The organism is Staphylococcus coagulans, assembly GCF_022557135.1.
In the GTDB taxonomy this organism is placed as follows: Bacteria; Bacillota; Bacilli; order Staphylococcales; family Staphylococcaceae; genus Staphylococcus; species Staphylococcus coagulans.
In genome coordinates this window covers 422,432-446,022 of record NZ_CP092966.1, presented here as the reverse complement: position 1 = coordinate 446,022, position 23,591 = coordinate 422,432, and the positions used below count along the sequence as shown (strand labels likewise).

Genomic DNA, 23,591 nt, shown 5'->3' with positions numbered 1-23,591 from the left:
GAATAAAATAATTAACTATGATATTATATCAAAAAAATATTTAAGCACCAAATCAGCTTTCAGAAACCGTTTGCTTTTGTTGGTCTAAATGATCTAAAAAGCGTTTTGCTTGTTGATTAATTGTCTTAAAGTCGATACCTTGTTGTTGGGCCGCAAAAACACAGCCACAGTAACATTGTCGAAAAATATCATAATCTTGACACATCGTAATAGAACGCTCGTATCCTTTATTTTTTTTGAAGTCGCTCGGTAAATATTTTACATCATAAATTTGTTGTACATCTAAGCCAATCTCATTAATTAATTGCGCATTTTTCTTAGGTGACAATGTGATTGCACTACCAAAGTAATCGTACCCCATTTCAACTGCGGCTTCAGCTACCATTTCAAGGCGCATGCCAAAACATGCTGAACAACGTGCACCGCCTTCGGGTTCTTCAGTTAACCCACGGGATTTAGCCATTTTCATAAATACATGTGGTTCATATGGCGCTTCGATATATTTTACATGACTTCCCGTACGTTCATTAAAGTCATTGACAAATTTTTCTTGTACACGCGCACGACGAAGATACTCATTTTTAGGATGAATATTAGGATTCGCAAAGTAAATCGCAACGTCTGCATGTTCTGTCAAAAACTCAAGTGTATAGGTGCTACATGGCGCACAACAACTATGCAATAGTATGGATGGACGCTCATTTTCTCTTTCCCAGTTCATGATCATTTTTCGTAAAACTTTATCATAATTAATTTTTTGGTTTTTCATTTTATCTAGTATTTGGTCTGCTTGAATCATTATGCTCCCCCACTTATAAAAAATATCATTGTTACATAAAATATAACATAAATCATTGTCGCAATGAATGATTCACTTGAGCTCAATGGTAATAGAATCGGTTGTTAAGAGACATAGCAATGACCTAAAGGATATATTTTTTACTTCGGACCCTCGCTTTATGTTATAATATTTTTTAGCTCGTAAATGAGGTGATTAAATACTTGAGCTTTTATGAATATATGCAGATTTACATTGGTGATGATACCCCATTAGGTGATTTGGCGAGACATATGCATGCAGATGCTAGATTTCCTAAGGAGCTTCATACGTCCGATGAAATATTAGCATGCTTTCGTGAAGCTTCATGTCTCGGTCAATTGAATTTAGCTGTAATTAAACGAGCGATTGCAATTTATTTGCAATTTGGACAAAGCTAAATGAAGACCTCACATTCACTTTATATGGAATGTATCACCTCTAACAACGCCTCTTGCGCTCAAGTCAAGAGGCGCCTTTTTTATTTATCAACTTTTCTCTAAGCATCGGACACCAATAAAAAGCATCTGACCTTCAATGTAAATACATACACCTTAGCCAGACGCTATCTTAAGAGTCTCTGGAACATCATCCGTAACCTTTTGTCTTATTATTCTTTGGCAATTAGATTTAATCCTCTCGAAAAATTTGCTTCATTGAACGCCCACGTGACCGCTCATCAATCATTTTGTCTAAATAACGAATTTCTTTCATAAGTGATGGCTCCATTTCTTCAATTCGTTCACCACAAAATATCCCTTTTATTTTTTTACGCTGTGGATTCAGATGCGGCGCTTGCTTAAAAAACATCTCAAATGTCGTTCCATTTTTCAAATTTGACTCAAGCATATCTTGAGAATAACCTGTGAGCCAACAAATGATTTCATTAACATCTTGAGACGTACTACCTACTTTATTCACTTTACGCACATAATAGGGATAAACTTCATTTACTTCCACATGATAAATATGGTATGTCATCACATACACGCCACCTTTTGTTTTCACTTTAATGCCCAAATTTCATATGAATCAACCAAGCAAAACGGTTTTGTTGTTCAAATTCCGGAGTACCATTTGCAGCTTCTACAATCTTTTCAAGTTCATCTTTAAATGGATAGTACTCGGTTTGTAAGTCCTCGACTAAATTGACATACATTTTATCTGTGTAATATTGAATGATTTGATTTTTATTCATTTCCGATTCAAATAACGTATCAATAAAAACGATATGTCCATTTGGTTTTAAAAATTGTTTCATATAATTGAGTGCTTCTTGTTTACCTTGATGATCTAAATGATGAAAGGCAAAACTCGACACGATCGTATCGAATTTTTTCTCTACTGGGATTTTTAAGAAGTGGCCTTCTATCACATGGATGCCTTCTTTTTGGTTTGCAATGGCTCTCATATCTTCTGACGGGTCAATTGCCGTCACGTCTAGCCCTTGCCTAATTAAATGTTGCGTTAAATTCCCTGTTCCTGCACCAATTTCTAATACCTCTCCTGTTGATAATTGTGCAATTTGATCTAACATCTTTGGATAATCTTCAAAAACATCTTTATATTCATTTTCATTGCTCGTATTAAATACCGTATCATCATATCTTTCTGCCCATTTTTCAAACACGTCCATGAATTCCATAGCAATCTCCTCTTATTTCTTAGTAATTCGATATGTATTATATACTAAAAAGTTCACTCTGCCAATCACTTCAAATTATCGTCACAATCTTTGACACCTTTTGATGAAAAATTAGTTTCGTAAGCGTTGGATGACCCAAGGGTTCACCATATGATTCAACTAGGTATTTACAAACGAAAAAGGTGTAAACCATTGGGCACAATGCAATTTTTGCGCTATGGCTTACACCTTTTATTTGATTCACTTTTGATTTTTAAACTCGGTCGAAAAGTACATTCAAAACATTATTCTAATATGTTACTCTTATCAGCTTTGTCTGCAAGTCCTTGTGCTAAAGGATCTAAATAAGGTTTACCGATTAGACCTACAAGGAAGAAGCCGATACCAAAGAGTGTGAGCATTGTTAATTTAAAAACTAAAATTTGAGGTACAGGCCCCCCTACCGCTTCTCTCAATGCATCAATACTATAAGAGAATGGTAAGTACGGGTGGATTGTTTGGAAAAACTGTGGTGTGACCTCAATTGGGAATGTCCCACCACCACCAGCAATTTGTAATACTAATAATACGATAGCGAGTGCTTTACCCGGATTACCTAATACAGAAACCAATGTATAAACAATAACCGAGAAAATGATGGCTGAATATAAACAAATAGTAATAAAGAGCCATACCGACTCAACCGATGCTTTCAGAATGACAATGTCCCCTATTGAAACAATAAGTGCTTGAATCATATTCATAACAACAAATAGTCCCATTTTACCTAAATAAGTCTCACGTATTGTTAAATACGGCTTCAATTCAGGGTGCTTATTATGTGTTGTAAGCAAGCTGACAAGTAACAGTGCACCTACCCAGATAGAGAGTGCCGTATAGAATGGCGTACTTGCTGAACCGTAATCTTTAACTGGAAACACATTTTCTTTTTGTAAATCGATTGGATTTGAAATGACGCCCGCTTGTTTTTTGAGGTCATTACGTAATAAATCAATCAACTCTTCAATCGTATTGTCTCTATCTAATTGTTTAAATATTTTATTCGCTTTTTTCAAGTCTTTTTCAACGCTTGGAAAATCATTTTTAGCAAAGTCCGCAAGATTGCTCAGCGCTTCCTTCGCTTTCGGTTGGTTAGCGTCTAGAATTTGACGTAAACGATCATATTTTGCAAATGCTGTCGGTAAATTTTCATTAACCGTTTGTGTCGTTTCAGAAATTTTGTTTTCAAGAGCAGGTAAATCATTTTTTACAAAATCAGACGCATTGTGAACTTTTTTCTTAAACTCTGGGAAGTAAGCTTGCGCTGCTGACATTGCACGAATGTACTCTGCTTCAACAGCAGGCAACGTATCACTCAAGCGTTTCAAACGTTCATTGGCATCTGATAATATCGTTTGGCCACTACGTATAATCGCTTGAACCTTTTGAAGTTTTTCTTGTGCAACATCCAAAGTCACTGCACCTTTGTCTAGTGCTTTACCTAATGCGTGTGATACGTCCAATAACTTATTCGCAACATCGTTTTTTAACATATTTTGCGCTGCTTTAATTTGTTTTTGAATATGATCTACACGTTTGATAATATCCATCGCTTCTGCTTTACCAGAATTACCTGCTGCAATGGCATCGTTTAATTTGTTCAAGCGTTTCGTTGCTTCTTTAATATCATCTTGCGCTGTTTTCAATTGTGCTTGGGCTTTACTCAAATTAACGCCTTCTGTACGTTCAACGTCTGATAAAAAGTCACGATAATCTCTAATTGTTTTATTCGCATGGTTCATACGCGCAATAAGATGAGACAACGGCTCTTTAAATTGTGAAGCATCGTTTGAGCTGATAATGCCATAGCCCATATTTTTAGCAGCATCCAAATCATCTTGAGTCGCTTTTAATTGCGAAGCTGTTGCTGAATTGACATCTTGCAATGAATTTGAATAGGCAGACTCTAAAGATGCTACATCTTCATTCGATATCACTTGTCCATCTGGTAATGGTTGACCACTCGCGTCATTAGCCGTACTTACTTGGCTTGTCTGATAATGAGATTGGTGCGTACTTTGTGGCGCTGTTTGAACATTTGCTTGCTGACCTTGTTGATTTTGTGCACGAGAAACGTCATTCGCTAACTGGTCATTCGCTTGACTTGCGTTGTTAACAACTTCTCCATAAGCTCGAATACGTTGCTCGATGGAAGGTAACAACTGTTGTGCTGAGTTGAGGTCTTTCAAGGCTTTATCTGTGCCGCCAATCGCTATGTCCACCCCTTTGTTAATTGTTGGAAAACGATTTGGCACTTTGCTTGCAGCTTGTAAAATACGTTCGATTTCAGGAAGTGAATTCTCTAAGGCAACCACTAATTTTGCACGCTCATTGATTGCAGGAATACTTGCATTCAACTGGTTGAGTCGCTCAGTTGCATTGACCGCATCGTCTTTATAGCGATCTAACTCTCTGAATTTATCTGCGTATTGATCGAGCTGATCTTGATGTTCATTTAAGTAAATCAAACCTTCACGGAAGCGTTCGATTTTAGGTAATGCGTTATTCGCAGCATAAATACCATCACGAACTTTTTTATACGCTGGAAGCTCATCTTCAAGTTTAATCCCTAAACGATCTGCCTCTTTAAGCAATACTTTCGTTACAGTTTCATTAAATTTCTGATTGGCCTTTTTCACAATCTCACTCGAACCCGCGTCAGTCATTTTAGGCGCAATCGCGTTGAGCTTCTGGTTCACTTTATATTCCACTTTTGCTTGTTGTGGGTCTTTACGTAACGTACCAGTAATTTGGTGTGTAAATCCTTCTGGAATATAGAGTGCTGCGTAATACTTACCCATGCGTAAATCATGATCTGCTTTTTCACGACTTACAAATTGCCAATCAAAATGAGTATCTTTTTTCAAAGTATCCTCAAGTCGATTACCAACATTCAATTTTTTATGACGTACCGTATCACCCTTGTCTTCATTTACAACAGCAACTTTAATGTGGTTTGTATTTGAATAAGGATCCCATGTTGCTTCCAGGTTAAACCAAGCATAAAAGGATGGTAAAATCGCTAATCCTAAGATAATGATGATTGCACCAGGGGTCTTGGCAATCTTCTTAATGTCCATCAGAAATAATTTGATGGCGTTCTTCATTTCCTCACCTCAATATCTACTCAAACACTTTATAAATCATGATGATTCATGTAATATAAGTATGTGCAATATTTATTTGTCGTTTCAAATTAAAGTTAACATATGTCAACAAGTTGCAAAGACACACCATAGTATAACAAGTTCATCCTTGGTTTGTATAGCATTTATCATGTCTTTCATATATCACTTTTTATACAAACTAAGTCGTTTCGTAACCAAAAATATGATTCACATTTCTAGGATATGAGTCTCCCTTTTTGATTGCAAGACAAAAACTATATAGAGAAAAGGAGTAACGCTTTGAAAAGTAAATTTATTTTCACAGGTTTATTGACCACAGCCCTTATCTTTCCCCCTGTCACATCAAACTTGGCACATGCTGCCTCACCTAAAGCGACAGAAACTGTAAAAGATAAAATTTCAGATGTAGATGATGAACAAGAAACATCACAAGATCGCAATCATGATGACAATTCAAAAGAGCGTTCTTCTGAAAAATCAGATGACTCAAAACAAGATAAAAAGACAAAAGAAAAGCGTTCCAAACATAGTGCGCATACTTTTGAATATCCATCTCAATCAAGTTTTTCTTCGATTGGGAATTGGCCAACATATAAGAAAAGTAATGATTGGTTTAGCGACTTATTCCACCATTCTTTCAATAATCAAAGTGACGATGCACAAAGCAGTCACTTCACAAACGAACCGCATTCAAGTGACGCTCCATCTTCATCAGATGTATCGCTTGCTGAGAACACTTCAAGTGATGAACAGAGTGCCGCTCAACCTGAAGAGCGTGACTTTTTTGATGCGCTTAACGATATTTTAAAAGGCACTCATCACACTACAAACAATCAACAGCCATCTTCTGACTCAGAAGCATCTCGTGATGACCATGACACATCCGCTTCTGTAGACGATTCAGTTGCAAAAGATGATAACAATGACCGCTCACAGTCTGATAATCAAAACAGTGAACAACCGCAGATGAATGATTCACAATCATCTTCAGAAACAGACCATTCAAGTGCACATGACACAACTTCAAATAAAGAAGACAATCAAACAGATGCGCAACAATCAAATTCAGAAGACAAACAAGATCAAGAACAAAGTAGTGCTTCAACATCAAAAAGTAAGAATGATGATATGATTGATTCACTTTTAGATGAATACAGTGATAATGCAACAAAAACACATCAAAATTATCAGAAACAGAAACATAAAAATTCAAACGGTCATGATGAGCAAATCCCTGAACTAGATGCATTGAAACATTCACGTGAACAAGCACCTGCGCAAACGTTTAAAGATTTGCCTCAAAATAGTCATTTACGTCAAACAACGTTATTTGAACAAATGCCAAGTCGTAATGATGCTTCATCTTCATCCGATACATTTCGCGTTGTACCAACAGAATCTACGCGTAAATTTATCAATGATATTGCCAAAGATGCACATGATATCGGTCAAAAAGAAGATATTTACGCATCGATTATGATTGCGCAAGCGATTTTGGAATCTGATTCGGGCCAAAGTACATTATCACGTGAACCGAATTTCAACCTTTTCGGTATGAAAGGAAGCTATAAAGGAGAGTCTGTAGGTTTTAACACATTAGAGTCTGACGGACACTCAATGTATCAAATTCATGCGGATTTCAGAAAATATCCAGATCATAAATCTTCGCTAAACGATTATGCAGATTTAATTAAAAATGGTATTGATGGAAATCCTTCCATTTACAAAGGAACATGGAAAAGTGAAAGCTCCAGCTATCGTACAGCTGTTTCAGAGCTTGTCGGTACATATGCAACGGATCCACAGTACGACGAAAAATTAAAATCATTGATTAAAACTTATGATTTAACACGCTTCGACCATAAAAAAATGGGTTCATTGTTAGACGAAGATACAATGAACCAAAATAGTGAAGACGTAAGTGGCGACTTTAAGCCATTCAGAGCGACAAGTGCTTCACCATATCCTCAAGGTCAATGTACATGGTATGTATACCTTCGAATGGCACAATTTGATAAGGATATCGCAGGAGATATGGGTAATGCGAGTGACTGGACTTACTCAGCATTAACGAAAGGCTTCTCTGTTTCAAGTGAACCTGAAGCACATACTGCTGTTGTCTTCAAACCTGGTCAATTAGGCGCGGACCGTTACTACGGTCACGTTGCTTTTGTTGAAAAGGTAAATAAAGATGGTTCTATCGTTGTCTCTGAATCTAACGTCAAAGGACTAGGTGTCATTTCTTATCGTACAATCGATAAAGAAGATGCTGACTCTCTAGACTATATTAAAGGTGGCACTTCAAACGAGTAACCTTTATTCATTACAACTTGATTTACAAAAAAGAACAGCAACACGCACTGTCAAATCAGTTTGTGTTGCTGTTCTTTTTTATCTTCGGTTATTTTATTGTTTACGTTTTTTCAAATACTTAATTAATAAACCGATACCTAAAATGACGACAACAATACCAATTGGCAATGCTGCATTTTTAGTGATTTGACCTGAGTCTGGTAATTTAAAATTACCATTTTCATCGAATAAGTTATCTAAGAAGTTGTCACCCGTTGCGAGTTTATTTACTTTTTGGTACGGATCAATGGTTGGTTTTGGTGCAAAATCATGTTGGAATAATCCACCTAATCCACCTGAAGGTCTTTGATTCAGTAGTTTTCTTAATTTATCATTTGTACTTTCAGAAGGTAACAATAAACGATGACGTTGATTTGTTAAATCTAAGGTTGGCAAATGGCGTAACGGTGATAAAATGTCATTAATATTAGTGCGGAAATCATTTCTAACATCTTTGATTTGTTTTTGTAGTGTGAGTAGACGATTCGCTTGTGCATCCAACTCACCATGAATTAATTTTAGTAAGTCTTTTGTATTATGAATATCCTTTGAAATACGTTGCGCAATTAATGACGCATTATCAGGATTTAAACGACCATCTAAAATGGCTTCAATCGCATCTTTTTTATTATGCGCTTGTTTTAATAGCGCATTTAAAATATCATCGCTCGTCGCTTTGCCATTTTCTTTATAATATTTTTTGAGTCTATTCAAAATTTCTTGATTTGAAGGTTGTCCTTCCATAATTTTTTGAGCTAAATGTTTCGATTTTTGTTCATCAAAACGTGTATTTAATAAAGTAGTCACCAAATCTTTAGTGTGTGTTGTGTTATCTAACATACCTAACAACAGCGTATCACTATGTGTTTGTTTCAAATCATCAATCGCACGTTGCAATTGGTCGGCAATTTGTTGATTGTTTTGACCATGTGTATGAATTTGCTTTGCGATTGCTTCTGCTTGATTATCATTATATAAGTCACTTAATATCGATTTAACCGCAACTTGTTTATCATTGGCTGCTTTTAAACGAGACAATATCTCATCATTTTGTTGGTTCAATTGTGATACAACAGTCTTCGCACTTTCATGCAACTTTTGTTGTTGCTTAGGTGAGAGGTCTGAGCGGCTATCAATTTTATTTTGAAGCTCATCTAAATGTTGGCGTTTTTGCGTTAAGTAATCTTCAGATTGATCATCAACTGATTTTGAAGCCATATCATCAATTTGTGATACGACACTGTCTCGATCGTTAAGCAAATCTTTTAACGCCTCATCGCGTTGATTTAACTTTTGGTGCAATGTGTCTCTATCTGCTGTCAAATCACGATCCATTTGACGAAGTTGGTCTTTTGTATCACTCAAATGTTTGCGCTTTTCTTCAGCAATATCATTGAATGTATCGGGTTGAGCGTCAGAAGTGGTATCATTTTTTGGTATTTCATCACTCTGTTTTTGACGGTTATCACTTTGCGATTGACCGTGTGTACCATCATTATTTTGTGCTGGTTCAGACTTTGGTTGTTCTGTTTCTTTTTTCGATAAATCATTGATTGTATCTATCAATTTCGACAAATCATCATCATCCGAAGCACTCGCATGCGATGGTTGAGGGGCATCTGTTCTATTTTTGATTTGAGGTGTCTCCTGTTGATGTCTGTCAACTTCTTTTTTTAGCTGTTCGATTCTTTGATCAATACTGTCTAGTTGAGGTCTAACGTCATCCTTCTTCTCTGCATCTTTCGCTTTTTTATTTGCTGCTTCAGCTTCTTCGATGACTTTGTTAATACTTTGTTGAGAATCATCATTTGCGCGTAGAAGTTCTAAGAAATCATTTTTATAATCTGTATTCAATGAATCCATTTTATTAATTTGATGTTCTGCATCGTCAAGTAATCGTTGAATATCATCGTCTGACTGAGTTGATGCATGTGCATAAGAAGGGGAGGTTGCACTGATTGGATAATAGAATAATGATCCTACTAAACAAAGCGCGGTACCAGTTTTTAATAAATGATGGCGCACATTGACATGTCGCGTTGATTTTGACTGAGTCATGTCATCCTTCCTTTCTTTTTCATGTTACTATTATAGACCCTCCGTTGAAAATTTTAAATATTTATTATCTGAAAATGTATAATACAAAATGTAATTGTGAAGATCTCGTTCAAAAAGGATGAAAAACCTTTAATATTCTATTCATTATCACAGAAATAAATTAGAATTGCTCACTACTTATATTAATAATAAAAAGCAACTCATGGCTATCTTGTTTGTACCATCAGTTGCTTTTAAACCATTTTTTCAATATGGTTTTAACAAGCGCTTATATTAACCTTTGTATATCACTATATAATGCTTTAGTATCTGAAGCATTCAACAATTGCATTCGTTTGTCATCTTGCATTAATGCTTTTGATAATTGTTGGAGTACTTTCAAGTGTGTATCATGACTATGCAGTGGCACCGCAATTAAAAAGATTAATTGTGGCCATGTACCATCTATGCTCTCCCATTCTACACCTATATCATTTTTTAACACGGCGACGACAGGCTGACGAATCGCATCTGTTTTTGCATGAGGCATCGCAATGTTCATTCCGAGCGCAGTCGTTGCCTCTGCTTCTCTCGCTAAAATAGCTTCTTTGAGTACGACTTCATCATTAACATAGCCAGCCTTTTGCAACGCATCAACCAATATATCAATCGCATGATCTCGTGACATTGACTGATTGATGTTTAAAATCACATTCGCATCAAACAGTTCGTCGACTTGAGCATTCTCATCTTTAGCCTCTACGGATGACACCGCTACATGCGTATCATCGCGCATTTCCTTTGTGCGTTCGTTTGGCATTTGATCTACTTGTTCGTTACTACTACGACGTGCAACAGGTTTTTTTCTTAAAATTAACACGACTGCCATCGTCACGAAACTTCCGACTATGACTGCAATCGCAAACATAAGGATGTGATCAATGCCACCTAAAACAGCAACAATGGGTCCACCATGGGCAACACGATCCCCTACATCACCCAGCGCCGCAATCACTGAAGCAATCATTGCTCCTACCATGTTTGCAGGTATGACGCGTAATGGATCTTGAGCAGCAAATGGGATGGCTCCTTCTGTAATACCAAACAAGCCCATCGTAAAAGAGGCTTTACCCATTTCAATTTCATTTTGATTGAATTTACTCTTTTTGATAAATGTTGCGAGTCCGAGTCCAATCGGCGGTGTACAAACTGCAACAGCAACCATTCCCATTACACTATAGTTACCTTCAGCGATTAAAGCAGAACCAAATAAAAATGCCACTTTATTCACTGGGCCTCCCATGTCAAAAGCAATCATTGCACCAATAATCATCGCTAAAATCACGATATTTGCACCTTGCATGCCTTTTAACCAAACTGTCAATGCGCTGAACACACTAGCAATAGGTGCACCAATCACAAATATAAAGATCACGCCAACAAGAATAGAAGCAATGATTGGAATCACAATAATAGGCATAATCGGCGCCATAGCTTTAGGAACTTTTATATTTTTAATCCACTTAGCGATATAGCCCGCTAAAAATCCTGCGACAATTCCTCCTAAAAAGCCTGCCCCTGCATCACTGCCATAAAAACTTCCATCCGCCGCTATTGCACCTCCAATCATGCCTGGTACAAGTCCTGGCTTATCAGCAATACTCATCGCGATATACCCAGCTAAAATAGGAACCATAAAACTAAAAGACAGTGCCCCTATTTTTTCAAAAGGCTTCCAAAACGAGTCATCCGGAATTACTAAACCCTGTGTTGCGGTCTTTTCGCCTCCTAATGATAAGGCAATGGCAATCAACAATCCCCCTACTACAATAAATGGGACCATGAAAGAAACACCATTCATAAGGTGCTGATAGACTGCTTGAACACCCTGATGCTTAGTAGACGAATTATTCTCTGTATCATCTTCAGAAGGTACATTGATTTTATCACCTTGATAGATAGGCACATGTCCATCAATAACGCGTTGTATCAGAGCTTCTGGTTGATGAATCCCTGCACGGACGCTTTCTCTAATTAAAGGTTTTCCAACAAAACGTGATAAGTCAACTTGTCGATCTGATGCAATAATAATACCGTCTGCTTTTTCAATCTCTTCTGCTGTTAATTCGTTTTCGACCCCAATACCGCCTTGTGTCTCAACTTTAATGTTGACACCTAGCTTTTTTGCAGCTTGTTCTAACTTTTCTTGTGCCATATATGTATGTGCAATACCATTGGGACAAGATGTGATTGCAAGTATATTCACGCCTAACACTTCCTCTTTCTAAAATTCAAATACACCTCCATATTATCCCCTTGCTGATTGTATTTCAATGAATATTTTAAGCGCTTACAACATTGTCTAACTGATAGTTTCTTATATAAAAAAGAGACTTCTGAACCGATAAAGAACACATAAGAAAAGTGGTAGTAAATGACAGATTTGATGCATTGCTTTAAATCAAGCTTTCATCAAAAACAATCTTCCCTACCACCGTGATCTCTTCAAATTTTTGTTCAATTTAACAATGCTCATTTAAAAATCGCATTCTGTTCCATGTTGGATTTGCATGCTTAACTTTCATCATAAACTTCAGTACAGTATCCATTAAAATGACAATGGGGACATTCGAATTTCCGTGTTGTTAACGTATGGCTTGCAAACGCCCAAGTCCATAAGTCAGGTTTGAACGTTGTCTGACAGTTAGGGCATTGATATTTCACCTTGCCATAATAATCGACTGTCATACGGTACGCAACAATAGCACTATAAGTCAATGCTATAGCGGTTGGCCACGCGGTTTGGTTTTTCAAACTAAGACTGATTCCAATGACATTGGCCAATGATGCTGTAGTACCCAGCACCATCGTTTTTTGTGTTAACTGAGATAAATAAGGTCGATTTTTCATTATTTTCTCAATGTCCGATAGTGTATGCACAGGTGCTGTTGATGACGTAGCAATCATTTTTTGAATTGTTTTCATCTGCTTTAATTGAAGTTGCTGTTGATGAATCATTTCTTCTGATGCACTTATTTTTTGTTCTAAAATTGAACGAACCGTCTTAAGTGTGCCCTCTGCATGAATCAATTTTCGGATTTCAGTCAAGCTTAAACCTAAAGACTTCATCATTAAAATCAGGTTCAATTGTTCCGCTTCACGATCAGTATAAATACGATATTGATTATCTTTAACAAAGGCTGGCTTTAATAACTTTTGTCGATCATAATATTGTAACGTTCGCTTTGAAATATTGAACTTTTCAGCAAGCTCACCTGTCGAATAATGGGACATTGATCTCACCTCCTTATTTACGTTGTACACGATGACCTTACGTCATGGTCAACAATCTTATGCATAATTGCGAGCATTTTTTTAGGTTCATCTATAAAAGGTGCATGTGCCGTGTCTTGAAAGGCATAGAAATGCTTATCTTTTGAAGCCACACGATCAAAAAAGGCTTTACTATCTTCATACGTCGTTTGCAAATCATGGACACCTTGCAAAACGTAAAAAGGCACTGTTATTTCCTGGGCAATATCATTTAAATCGACATTGGCCATCTCATTCGTTAAGTGCTCAAATGTTGAGAGACTCCCTCTCACAATATTAATCCGCTCTATTAATTTATAGTAAGGTGTGGACATCATCACTTTAAACATACGCCATAACGAATAGCCATGACTTGAAAATCCAACTTTATAACGCTCTGTGTAACGTTGGCGTACGCGACCATAGTAGCGATCTGTATTAAACTGACGCGTGAGGTGTACACGGTTTAAGCGTTTAACCGCATTTTGATTGTTTTCTTCATGAGCTAAAAAGCGTAAATGATCAAGTATAAGCTGTTCATTATGAAAAACATTTCCTAGTTGCCCCATACCAATATAAGCTGCAATCACTTCTGGATAACGGTGCGCCACATGGGTACCGATAATGGTTCCAAACGAGTGACACATTAAAAACACTTTATCTTGATGAAAATGTAAACGTAAAAATTGGATGAGTTGATATAAATCATCAATGAGGTCGCACATCCCTACTATTTGACGTGTATACGACATTCCCGTCCCTCTCTGATCCCAATAAACGACCGTATACTGATCCGTCAAATCAATATGGTGTGCGCGAAAAAATGGATAAAGTGGAAAACCTGGTCCCCCATGCACGACTAATAAAATTGGATTTTGTTCATCCATTGTTTCAATAATAACGCCTTGGCGATGTCCATTTAGAGAAAGATATAATTTCTTCACTTTGCGGCCATCTGCTTCTATATATGTTTTCATCTCTACACCTCAAATCTTTCATATCAATTATAAATCATTTCTTATCCTTTAGAGTAAGCGAACACCTTAAAACCATAAAAAAAGGCTTTGGACGTGATACGCGCGTCCAAAACCGTGAAAGGATTTGTATTCAATTTGTCGATACACCATGCATTATTTTTTGTAATGATAGTCGATCGTATACGTAGAGACTTTGTTTTTAATGATTGGACTTTCTGTGTCCTCTCGATGACTTCTCACGTTTTTATGTGAGGCTTTAAAAACATCTGAAGAAAGCCAATTTTTAAATGCTTGCTCTGAATGCCAAATGGTTAAAATTTTTACTTCATCAAATTCTTCTAAATCATTCGTTTGTGTCACATACATTTCTATAAAGCCATCCATCGTTTCAATGCCTTGACGTTGATGAAAACGTTGCATCGTTTCCTGTGCTGTTCCTTTTGTTAATGTCAATTTATTTTCTGCCATAAACATCATACTTCCAACTCCTTATTCCTGATACGCATGGACAAAAACACTTTAGTTTTAATCACCTGTCCAAGACGCTTCAAACATCATCCATCGCGCTCAAACTTTGATTATCTTTCGACACCTCTATTATATTTGATAACGATTATCAATATCAACTATAATTCGGATTTCACGTCTTCATTTCATATCAAAATGGATTTGAAGTTGTGATTAACATCACATCATAGAGCATACCCATTCTAGTGAACACCCTGTGTAACAAATGAAAAGGAGAGCGGATTGCGAATCATCTCACAGTCCCTCTCCCATTTTTATATCATTTTTTACATTGATTTATTTTTTTTACGCATTTTAAGACGGATCGTCTACTTTGATAGATAAATACTTAGTTTCTAAATAGGGTTCGATGCCTTCAATGCCACCTTCACGACCGTAGCCACTTTCTTTCATGCCACCAAAGGGTGCATGTGCTGCAGAAGGTCCACCATCATTCCATCCAATCACGCCGTAATCTAAATGATTATAAATATATAAACCTGTACGATAATCATTCGTGAAGAAATAAGCAGCGAGTCCAAATTCTGTATCATTAGCCATTCGAATGGCTTCGTCTAAATCCTCATAACGCATAACTGGCGCCACTGGACCAAACGTTTCTTCATGCATACATTTCATCTCTTGATTGACTTGTGTGACAACGACCGGATTAATGAAATTACCGCCTAATTTCACTTCATCCCAGCTTCTAGAAAGTTGTCCGCCATGTTGTTCTGCATCTTGTAAGTGATCAATCACTTTCTCAACTGCCTTTTCATTAATAAGCGGTCCAACTTTAACATCTTCTGCCATGCCATCTCCCACTTTAAGCGCATGGACTTGTTCAATTAACTGTCGCTCATATTCATCAGCGATCGCGTGGTGAACATAAATACGATTTGCACAAATACAAGTTTGACCTGCATTTCTAAATTTAGTCGCAATTGTTTGCGCAACCGCTTGGTCAATGTCAGCATCTTTATGTACAATGAGCGGAGCAAGGCCCCCGAGTTCCATTGTGACATTTTTAACTGTACTGGCAGATTGTTCAATTAATTTTTTACCTACTGGTGTTGAACCTGTAAATGTAACCTTTTGGACATCGGGATGTGTCGTAAAGATTTCGCCTGCTGTTTTACCGCTTGCTAAGACATATGATATTGCGTCTTCAGGTATGCCCGCTTCATGGGCTAGTTCAACCAATCGAATCGTCGTCATAGGGGTTTCTGTGGCAGGTTTACATACAATAGTACAGCCTGCTGCAAGAGCAGGTGCCATTTTTCTAGTAATCATCGCCGCTGGAAAGTTCCATGGTGTAATTGCTGCAACAACGCCTACTGGAAACTTATCAATGATGATTTTTTTATCTGGCGTATTCGCAGGTACTGTTCGACCATATGTTCTTTTAGCTTCTTCAGCATACCAATCGACATAAGAGACTGCGTAATCTACTTCCCCGAGTGCTTCTACGTAAGGTTTGCCCCCTTCTAATGTAATTAATCGCGCTAAGGCTTCACGATTGTCTTTAATTAAAGCTGACCAAGACCATAACAAACGTGAACGTTCATGGGCATCAACATCACGCCACGATAAAAATGCTTGATGTGCACGCTCAATTTTAGAATGAATGGTTTGCTCGTCAGTATAAGGATAAGTTGCAATGACTTCATCTGTAGAAGGATTTTTGACTTCTAAATTTGACATTTTACCATCTCGCTTCCTCTCAATGAATAGATTTTAAATGTGCTCAATTTTTTGTTATTCTTATCGTAACACTATCTTCAATTTGTTACATACTTTTCATCTTGAATATGCTAGATTATAAGTATATCCTGAGGAAAGTAGTGATTAGAAAATGACAACCGCAATTCCAAACTGTCCACAATGTGATTCAGAATATACTTATGAAGATGGTGCTGCTTATGTTTGTCCGATGTGTGCGTTTGAATGGACTAAAAATGCAGTTGAAGAAGCGGCTGCCGCAGAAATCATTCGTGATGCAAATGGCAACGAACTAAAAGACGGTGACACGGTTTCAGTTATCCGTGATTTAAAAATTAAAGGCACATCAGGTGTCATCAAACAAGGTACAAAAGTTAAAAATATTAAACTCGTCGACCCAGAAGATGGTCATGATATTGACTGTAAAATCCCCGGTTTTGGTCAAATAGGCTTAAAATCAGAAGTTGTGAAGAAAATTAACTAACATACAAAATAAAGGATGAAACAATAAACCTTTTAGGTTATCGTTGTTTCATCCTTTTTTATTTCAAGTTAAAATGTATCTCTGACAGAAGCGATGGCCTCGTCCATAGATTGTCCAGTTGATAATGACACACTTGCGATAAAACTGCCTTCTACAATAGGCGCATCGACTTTCTCAATTCGGTAATGCCCTGCATACATTTCAATAGCCATATCTAAATTCATTTCTGAAGACCCAATGTCAAAGAAACAAATCGCATCTTCCTCTAAATCATTCAATACCTCTGAGATTGTTTCAAACGAAGTCCCTATTTCACCATCATTACCACCCACGGCAATGACACTCACACCTTGTGCCATTTGTTCTAGTAAATCTTTTGTGCCTTCTGCAATTTTTTCACTGTGACTAATGAGTACGATACTTGTCATTTGTTCTCATCTCCTATTAATGCATTTAAAATATATACGCTACTTTGCGCACCTGGATCTACATAGCCTAAACTCTCTTTTTTAAAGTAAGATGCACGCCCTTTAGTGGCTTCTATATCACGAGTCGCGTCTGCTAATGCTTGTAATTTTTCTAAATCTACACGCTCACCATTTTCCACCGCTTCTCTCGCACGTGAGATGACATCATACATCGTTTTTTCATCTCGCGTTACTTTGCCACGTTGTGCAACCGCATCTTCAAATGCCTTTAATATTGCGATTAGATTATCATGGTCAATTTCATCTTTAGCAACTTGTGACATTTTAACAAAACTAAAACCATATAAAGGACCTGAAGCGCCACCGACTTTAGACATTAATGTCATCCCTGTTGATTTGAGTAATGTTGCAATAGACTGATCATCAAGCTGTGCAGGTAGCGCCTCAAAACCACGTCTCATATTGACGCCATGGTCTCCATCGCCAATAGCACGATCGAGATCAGTTAAATGGGCTTCTTCTCTTTCAAAGATATCTTTTAAATTTAATAAACGTTCCTTTAAAATTGTCACATCCATTGTTACATCCTCCTATGAATTAAAATTTCGACTTGTTGTAGGCGCATTAAGTGCTGCTAAAACATGGTCATCATATGGCGCAAATGTGAGTGAAAAACCTTGCATATCTAATGAAGTCATATAGTCCCCAACGAACCACCCTTTGACAACTTTACCTTCTTTTTCTAATTGCTGCGCTACGTATTTTGTGACGATATTGAGTTCAGAAAGCGGTGTACCGCCCATGCCATTAATCATGACAATCAATGCATCACTGTCGACTTCTTGTTCTAGTTTTGTGGTTAAGCGTTGAACAATCTGAGCAATCGGTTCTATTTGAGTTCTTTCTAATCCTCGTTCACCGTGAATACCGATTCCAATTTCCATCTCATCTTCACCAATATCAAAACCATATTTGCCTGTTGTCGGTACTGCAGGAGGTATGATGGCCATACCAATAGAGCGAACGCCTTCAAGAAACTGTTCAATTTTTGTTTTGAGCGCTTTAAGATGTGTGCCTTGCTCAGCTAAATAGCCCGCATATTTATGTACCCATACGGTGCCGGCAACGCCCCTTCTTTTAGCCACATCATCAATGGCAATGTCATCTCTAACAACGACCATTTCGACGTTAATGCCTTCCATCGCTGCCATATCTTGAGCCATCTCAAAGTTCATGACATCTCCTGCATAATTTTTAACAATTAACAAAACGCCATCTCCATTATCTACTGCTTTGATTGCCTCTAATACTTTATCCGGAGTTGGAGATGTAAAAACTTCACCGCATACTGCTGCATCTAACATGCCCTCTGCAACATAGCCAGCATGTGCAGGTTCGTGACCACTTCCACCCCCTGATACTAACGCAACGCCAGATGTTTTTTTGTGTTTCCGAACGACAACCGTTTCTGCTATGACATCAATATTAGGATTCGTATACTTCAAGCCATCTAACATGTCGTTTAAAAACTGTGTCTTTTCTTGAATTAACTTTTTCATGTTGTCACCTGCTCTCATCTTTTCTTCTATTATAACTTTCTACAATAAAAACGTTCACGTCAAACGATTATTCAACAGGAATTTATGCAAAAAAAGAGTAGCACCGTTATCTAAGCCACCTCTTAGATAATGACACTACCCCTTTTAAACATCCCTACGACTTTATTTTACAATTGTATATTAGAAGAATATTGCTGTTAAAACTGGGACTACCGCAACGACAATAACCCCTACGAGTACAATCGCGATGCTCGCCATTGACTCTTCAACTTCGCCAAGTTCTTTTGCTGCAGCAACACCTAAAGTGTGGCCACTTGTACCTAATGCTAAACCACGTGCAATTTTATTATCGATGTGGAACCATTTTAATAATTTGTTTCCTAAAGCATAGATAATAACTGCATTCAGTATAACAGCTAAAGATGTAAGTTCTTTAATACCATGAATTCCTTCAGAAACAGGTAATGCAATTGCAGTCGTTGCTGCTTGCGGAAGCATTGATGCAATGATGTCATTACCAAACTGTAATGCTTTGGCAACAAAGAAAATACCTACTAATGCGACTACCGTACCAATTCCTATACCACCTATAATACGGTGCCAATGTTTTAAGAGCACATCACGCTTTTTATATAAAGGTATCGCGAATGAAATTGTTGCAGGTGCAAGGAAGAAATTAATCACATCGCCACCTATTTTATATTTTTCATATGGAATGCCTGTAAAGTGTAGGAATGCCACACCTACAACCATTGCAACAAATAATGGTGCAAATAAGAAGAAACCATTAGTTTTTTTAAATAAATATGTTGCAATTAAGAATGGAATAACGGATAACAAGATACCAAAATATGGGGTATTAATACCTAAATGATCAACCATGTGAATGTGCTCCTTTCATTTCTGATTGTGCTTTTTCTGGTTTTTGTGCGTTATTTTTAGTCGTTACACGCATAATAATTTGTGATGCAAAACCTGTACATACAAGCAACAACACTGTAGAGATAATAATGAGACCAATAATCAAAATTGGGCTTGCACTAATAATCCCTAATGAATTAACGACTGAAATCCCCGCTGGTACGAATAAAAATCCGATATTATTCGTTAATGCTGTCCCTACTTTTTCGACTTGTCCCAATTTCACAACGCCTGTACATAATAAGATAAACAATAAAACGAGTCCTATTACTGATGCTGGCATTGGAATCGGCATAAACGATTCAATGATACTTGAAACAAATAACACTAACGAAATTACTAAAACTTGATGCAAAAAGCTATACGTTTTTTCAACTTTTTGTTCCATCTTCACGGCCTCCTGTGTGCTTCTGATTGACTTCATTATAGTATGAAAAGAAAGGTTCACCGCATTTTCACGCTGAAATGCAAAAATAAGGGGGTGAAATGCATTATGTGCATTTTTTCACACATTACATATTTTTCTCAATTAAATATAAATAAACTTTCAAATACCAGCGTGGCGCGATCCTATCTTCATTTTCAATCTACGAAAACATTTAAATCATTATACTAGCAAGTGCTACCTACGCTTCCGAAGCCGTTATATCAAGTGCTCGTACCACGAAACCCTACTTGTCGAAATGGTAGAACGAAATCAAATCAATCTCTGCTTTGTCACCATTTGCTACGTGAGACAAACACAAAAAAGACACTCAAAATTCATAATTCCATCAAAATTTTGAGTGTCTTTTTCATTTTCTCAACTAGTTAATCCATAGCCTACGATGTAAGACCCATTACTTGCTTAAAACTTTTCATATAGGAACGACTCACTTGCATTTTTACATCATTTGTCAAAGTGACCATATAGGTTGAATTAAACCAATGTTCTATAGCTTGAATGTGCTGTCGATTAATAATATTTGCCCGATGAATTCTAATAAACTGCGGTGTGTTCAACTTTTTTTCGTATGCGCTTAAAGGCTCTGTTGTTTCAAACGTACCTTGTGTCGTATGAATCGTAGTAAGTCCTTTATTAACTGAAATGCCGATTACATCAGAAAGATTTAGCATATGGATGCGGTCATCAATCTCAATGGGTAAAAGTGTTTCAACATTCGTAACAGGAGGCATGTCCTGTGCCGCTTTGCTTTTTTTAAGTTGCGCTTGTACTTTTTGAACGGCTTGCTCGACACGGCTTTGTTCGAATGGCTTCATAATATAATCTGTCGCATTTAATTCAAAGGCTTGAACAGCAAATTGGTCATGTGCCGTGGCAAATACAATCGCAGGTGGGGACTTCATTTTTTGAATTTTACGTCCTAGCTCAATGCCATTTTCATCCATTAAGTTAATATCTAAAAAAACAAGGTCGTAGTCGTCTACTAACAATGCCTCAATCGTTTCACTCACATTCTCTGCTTCATTCAATACATCGAAGCCACCGATACGATTTAATAAATAGATTAACTCATTACGCGCAAGGGGTTCATCATCAACTATTAACGCCCTCATGCTTTATCCCTCCTTTTGTTGATAAGGCAGCGTACACCATACCGTTGTTCCTGTGTGACTTGTATCAAAATGTAAAACTGCATCATTACTGAATAAACCTTTTAATCTTAAATTTAAATTTTCTAAGGCACTGCCTGTGCCCGATTCTGATTCAACGGCAGTCTGACCTAGTAAAGATAATTTTTCTTTCGGAATGCCCTGCCCATTATCACAAACCGATATCACTAATTGTTGTTGATTTTCAACCCGTGCGACAACTCGAATACGATTGTCTGTCTTTCGTTTTGGAAATGCATGTTTTACCGCATTCTCAACTAAAATTTGAATTAAAAATGGAGGGACAAGAGCTTGTGTCACATTCTCTGGAACATCAAAAGTCACATCAAATCTGCCTGGGAAACGTGCTTGCTCTAATGATAGATAAGCAGACACTTGGCTTAATTCTTTTTCTAAAGTAATCGTATTTTGGCGAGAGCCTTGTAAATTTGAACGGAAGAAATGACTTAGTTCTAATAATAGCTCTCTAGCCTTTTCACTATCAATTCGAACAAGTGCGGAAATCGTGTTCATCGCATTAAAAAAGAAATGCGGATTGACTTGTGCTTGTAATGATTTAATCTCTGCATCTTTCAATAATTTACTCTGCATCTCAGCCTCACCCAATTCGATTTGACTACTAAATATTTCAGCTAACCCTTCCGCCAATTGACGTTCTACGAAAGTAAGATTGTTCGGATTCGTAAAATACATTTTTAAAGTTCCCGTCACTTTCCCATGCATTTTCAAAGGAATCACAATGGCAGCGTGTAATGGACAATGCGGGTGTGTACATCCGATTTCACCTTTCGTATGAACTTCTTTGAGTTGTCCTGTTTGTAAAACTTCTTTTGATAAATCCGTTATAATTTCTTTTTTCGGAATATGATGATCACTTCCGGCGCCCACATGTGCTAAAATATCATGTCGATTTGTAATCGCTACGGCAGAAACTTTCATCAACTCTTTAATAATCATTGCCACATGCTTGGCAGAATCTTCATTCAGCCCTTCCTTGAAGTAAGGTAACGTCTGATTTGTTAATTGCAACACATCATGCGTTTGTACAGCTCTCATTTGCTCTTCTTGCTTTAATGTGGAACTAATAATAGACATAAAAATAGCTGTCCCTGCACTATTAACAATTATCATTGGTAATGCAATTAGTGAAATCAAATCAATCGCATAGTGTTTATCTTGTGCAAACGAAAAAATACAAATCATTTGGACAATCTCCATCGTCGCCCCGATTAGCGCACTTTTTCCTATTGAAGGATATTGATTTTTTTGACGTGCTTGCTGACCAAAATAACCCGAAATCAAGCCGATAAATAGTGAGGAAATTAAATAAGTATAAGCTTCAGCACCTCCCATATATAATCGGAAAAGCCCTGAAAAAATCCCTACGAACACCCCAACAAATGGACCTCCTACTAATCCAGCAACCCCAATTGTTAAAACACGTGTATTGGCTAACGATACATCATCATCTAAATGAAAATAAATACTTCCAGATAGGATGTCACCATTGCGAATGACAATCCCTGTAAAGTTAGACATCAGTGCAAAAAGGCTAAATATCAAGCAAAGTTGCCATTTTGAGGGCCACATTTGTCGTTGCTGCATCGTGTTTTTAAAGTAACTGGAATTCATTAAAATATAGGCAAGGATAATAATGAGACCCACACGTTCCAATAGTAATATCGTCAAATTAAACACTGAATATTTCTCCTTTTTCAACTGATTATTAATTTATTATATTTTAACACAATAAATAGAAATGACGTGTGCAATTGGATAAAATTCAAAGAAGCGTCCTATTTTGCAACAGCGATCAGTCGTAAATCCCCAATATTGTATTGCCCTATAAACCGCAGTGCATCATTTTTGTTTCATTTTCCAGTTGATAAACAAACTGATACAATCACTTCGTCGTGTATAAACAACAAAAGACGAGGTTGGGAATTGCCTTTCCCAACCTCGTCCTTAAAGTCAAAGCCATTTGTTATGATGCGTCCGAGTTATTGTAATTTTTGAAGATAACTGCGACCAAATTCTGGAAGCGGTACG

At 37.1% G+C, this 23,591-nt stretch carries 19 protein-coding genes and 2 pseudogenes; 3 read left to right on the top strand and 18 right to left on the bottom strand.

The window, feature by feature from the left end:
* Positions 1-52 precede the first annotated feature (52 nt).
* Positions 53-799: an epoxyqueuosine reductase QueH gene (locus KM149_RS01905; protein ID WP_050345156.1), complete on the bottom strand. Its 747-nt coding sequence runs from the start codon at positions 797-799 to the stop codon at positions 53-55.
* A 203-nt stretch (positions 800-1,002) separates the two neighbouring features.
* Here KM149_RS01905 and KM149_RS01900 point away from each other — a divergent pair, with 203 nt between their 5' ends.
* Positions 1,003-1,218, top strand: coding sequence for a YozE family protein (locus KM149_RS01900; RefSeq protein WP_016426070.1), 216 nt, complete (start codon positions 1,003-1,005; stop codon positions 1,216-1,218).
* A gap of 229 nt (positions 1,219-1,447) precedes the next feature.
* Here the strand turns inward: KM149_RS01900 and KM149_RS01895 are convergent, their stop codons facing one another.
* The 3 genes from KM149_RS01895 to KM149_RS01885 form a co-directional block, all read right to left on the bottom strand.
* Positions 1,448-1,798: a DUF2200 family protein gene (locus tag KM149_RS01895; RefSeq protein WP_165545285.1), complete on the bottom strand. Its 351-nt coding sequence runs from the start codon at positions 1,796-1,798 to the stop codon at positions 1,448-1,450.
* Positions 1,799-1,826: 28 nt separating this feature from the next.
* The gene (locus KM149_RS01890) at positions 1,827-2,462 is read right to left on the bottom strand and encodes a class I SAM-dependent methyltransferase (RefSeq protein WP_214971058.1); all 636 of its coding nucleotides are present in this window, start codon (positions 2,460-2,462) and stop codon (positions 1,827-1,829) included.
* 284 nt (positions 2,463-2,746) lie between these two features.
* Entirely contained in the window at positions 2,747-5,608 is a 2,862-nt protein-coding gene (locus KM149_RS01885) for a YhgE/Pip domain-containing protein (protein WP_214971061.1), read from the bottom strand.
* Positions 5,609-5,908: 300 nt separating this feature from the next.
* Here KM149_RS01885 and KM149_RS01880 point away from each other — a divergent pair, with 300 nt between their 5' ends.
* Positions 5,909-7,942, top strand: a complete 2,034-nt coding sequence (locus KM149_RS01880) for an amidase domain-containing protein (RefSeq protein ID WP_214971064.1) — start codon at positions 5,909-5,911, stop codon at positions 7,940-7,942.
* Between the two features lie 93 nt (positions 7,943-8,035).
* Here KM149_RS01880 and KM149_RS01875 read toward each other — a convergent pair whose 3' ends face one another.
* From KM149_RS01875 to KM149_RS01850, 7 genes and pseudogenes are all read right to left on the bottom strand, one after another.
* A complete protein-coding gene (locus KM149_RS01875) occupies positions 8,036-10,039 on the bottom strand; it encodes a coiled-coil domain-containing protein (protein WP_214971068.1) in 2,004 nt (667 codons plus the stop codon).
* 268 nt (positions 10,040-10,307) lie between these two features.
* Positions 10,308-10,733, bottom strand: a pseudogene (locus tag KM149_RS11990) (PTS sugar transporter subunit IIA); the annotation flags it as partial.
* Positions 10,734-10,870: 137 nt separating this feature from the next.
* A pseudogene (locus tag KM149_RS01870) lies at positions 10,871-12,284 on the bottom strand (PTS fructose transporter subunit IIC); the annotation flags it as partial.
* A gap of 308 nt (positions 12,285-12,592) precedes the next feature.
* The gene (locus KM149_RS01865) at positions 12,593-13,312 is read right to left on the bottom strand and encodes a MerR family transcriptional regulator (protein ID WP_214971074.1); all 720 of its coding nucleotides are present in this window, start codon (positions 13,310-13,312) and stop codon (positions 12,593-12,595) included.
* A gap of 17 nt (positions 13,313-13,329) precedes the next feature.
* On the bottom strand, positions 13,330-14,307 hold the full coding sequence (locus tag KM149_RS01860) for an alpha/beta fold hydrolase (RefSeq protein ID WP_165545292.1): 978 nt from the start codon (positions 14,305-14,307) through the stop codon (positions 13,330-13,332).
* A 153-nt stretch (positions 14,308-14,460) separates the two neighbouring features.
* The gene (locus tag KM149_RS01855) at positions 14,461-14,781 is read right to left on the bottom strand and encodes an antibiotic biosynthesis monooxygenase (protein ID WP_165545301.1); all 321 of its coding nucleotides are present in this window, start codon (positions 14,779-14,781) and stop codon (positions 14,461-14,463) included.
* A 348-nt stretch (positions 14,782-15,129) separates the two neighbouring features.
* Complete coding sequence (locus KM149_RS01850) at positions 15,130-16,518, bottom strand: NAD-dependent succinate-semialdehyde dehydrogenase (protein ID WP_214971077.1); 1,389 nt, start codon at positions 16,516-16,518, stop codon at positions 15,130-15,132.
* 151 nt (positions 16,519-16,669) lie between these two features.
* Here KM149_RS01850 and KM149_RS01845 point away from each other — a divergent pair, with 151 nt between their 5' ends.
* Positions 16,670-17,020 carry a zinc ribbon domain-containing protein YjdM gene (locus tag KM149_RS01845; RefSeq protein WP_050329889.1) on the top strand — a complete coding sequence of 117 codons (351 nt, stop codon included), beginning with the start codon at positions 16,670-16,672 and terminating at the stop codon, positions 17,018-17,020.
* Between the two features lie 68 nt (positions 17,021-17,088).
* Here KM149_RS01845 and dhaM read toward each other — a convergent pair whose 3' ends face one another.
* The 7 genes from dhaM to KM149_RS01810 form a co-directional block, all read right to left on the bottom strand.
* Positions 17,089-17,448, bottom strand: a complete 360-nt coding sequence (dhaM, locus tag KM149_RS01840; RefSeq protein ID WP_050329888.1) for a dihydroxyacetone kinase phosphoryl donor subunit DhaM — start codon at positions 17,446-17,448, stop codon at positions 17,089-17,091.
* The gene (dhaL, locus tag KM149_RS01835) at positions 17,445-18,026 is read right to left on the bottom strand and encodes a dihydroxyacetone kinase subunit DhaL (protein ID WP_050332062.1); all 582 of its coding nucleotides are present in this window, start codon (positions 18,024-18,026) and stop codon (positions 17,445-17,447) included. Before dhaL ends, dhaM begins: the two co-directional genes overlap by 4 nt.
* 12 nt (positions 18,027-18,038) lie before the next feature.
* The gene (gene dhaK, locus KM149_RS01830) at positions 18,039-19,007 is read right to left on the bottom strand and encodes a dihydroxyacetone kinase subunit DhaK (RefSeq protein ID WP_050329886.1); all 969 of its coding nucleotides are present in this window, start codon (positions 19,005-19,007) and stop codon (positions 18,039-18,041) included.
* A gap of 180 nt (positions 19,008-19,187) precedes the next feature.
* Positions 19,188-19,889: an antiholin-like protein LrgB gene (gene lrgB, locus KM149_RS01825; RefSeq protein ID WP_016426054.1), complete on the bottom strand. Its 702-nt coding sequence runs from the start codon at positions 19,887-19,889 to the stop codon at positions 19,188-19,190.
* Complete coding sequence (lrgA, locus tag KM149_RS01820; RefSeq protein WP_371317747.1) at positions 19,882-20,322, bottom strand: antiholin-like murein hydrolase modulator LrgA; 441 nt, start codon at positions 20,320-20,322, stop codon at positions 19,882-19,884. The genes lrgB and lrgA overlap by 8 nt, the downstream gene beginning before the upstream one ends.
* 428 nt (positions 20,323-20,750) lie before the next feature.
* Complete coding sequence (locus tag KM149_RS01815; RefSeq protein WP_016426052.1) at positions 20,751-21,485, bottom strand: response regulator transcription factor LytR; 735 nt, start codon at positions 21,483-21,485, stop codon at positions 20,751-20,753.
* Positions 21,486-21,488: 3 nt separating this feature from the next.
* On the bottom strand, positions 21,489-23,240 hold the full coding sequence (locus tag KM149_RS01810) for a sensor histidine kinase (protein ID WP_165545295.1): 1,752 nt from the start codon (positions 23,238-23,240) through the stop codon (positions 21,489-21,491).
* Positions 23,241-23,591: the final 351 nt, after the last annotated feature.

Bases quoted from the DNA above. Each gene is read 5' to 3' on its own strand.
- KM149_RS01905 (WP_050345156.1), bottom strand. From the start codon at position 799: ATGATTCAAGCAGACCAAATACTAGATAAAATGAAAAACCAAAAAATT.
- KM149_RS01895 (WP_165545285.1), bottom strand. From the start codon at position 1,798: ATGACATACCATATTTATCATGTGGAAGTAAATGAAGTTTATCCCTAT.
- KM149_RS01890 (WP_214971058.1), bottom strand. From the start codon at position 2,462: ATGGAATTCATGGACGTGTTTGAAAAATGGGCAGAAAGATATGATGAT.
- KM149_RS01885 (WP_214971061.1), bottom strand. From the start codon at position 5,608: ATGAAGAACGCCATCAAATTATTTCTGATGGACATTAAGAAGATTGCC.
- KM149_RS01875 (WP_214971068.1), bottom strand. From the start codon at position 10,039: ATGACTCAGTCAAAATCAACGCGACATGTCAATGTGCGCCATCATTTA.
- KM149_RS01865 (WP_214971074.1), bottom strand. From the start codon at position 13,312: ATGTCCCATTATTCGACAGGTGAGCTTGCTGAAAAGTTCAATATTTCA.
- KM149_RS01860 (WP_165545292.1), bottom strand. From the start codon at position 14,307: ATGAAAACATATATAGAAGCAGATGGCCGCAAAGTGAAGAAATTATAT.
- KM149_RS01855 (WP_165545301.1), bottom strand. From the start codon at position 14,781: ATGTTTATGGCAGAAAATAAATTGACATTAACAAAAGGAACAGCACAG.
- KM149_RS01850 (WP_214971077.1), bottom strand. From the start codon at position 16,518: ATGTCAAATTTAGAAGTCAAAAATCCTTCTACAGATGAAGTCATTGCA.
- KM149_RS01845 (WP_050329889.1), top strand. From the start codon at position 16,670: ATGACAACCGCAATTCCAAACTGTCCACAATGTGATTCAGAATATACT.
- dhaM (WP_050329888.1), bottom strand. From the start codon at position 17,448: ATGACAAGTATCGTACTCATTAGTCACAGTGAAAAAATTGCAGAAGGC.
- dhaL (WP_050332062.1), bottom strand. From the start codon at position 18,026: ATGGATGTGACAATTTTAAAGGAACGTTTATTAAATTTAAAAGATATC.
- dhaK (WP_050329886.1), bottom strand. From the start codon at position 19,007: ATGAAAAAGTTAATTCAAGAAAAGACACAGTTTTTAAACGACATGTTA.
- lrgB (WP_016426054.1), bottom strand. From the start codon at position 19,889: ATGGTTGATCATTTAGGTATTAATACCCCATATTTTGGTATCTTGTTA.
- KM149_RS01815 (WP_016426052.1), bottom strand. From the start codon at position 21,485: ATGAGGGCGTTAATAGTTGATGATGAACCCCTTGCGCGTAATGAGTTA.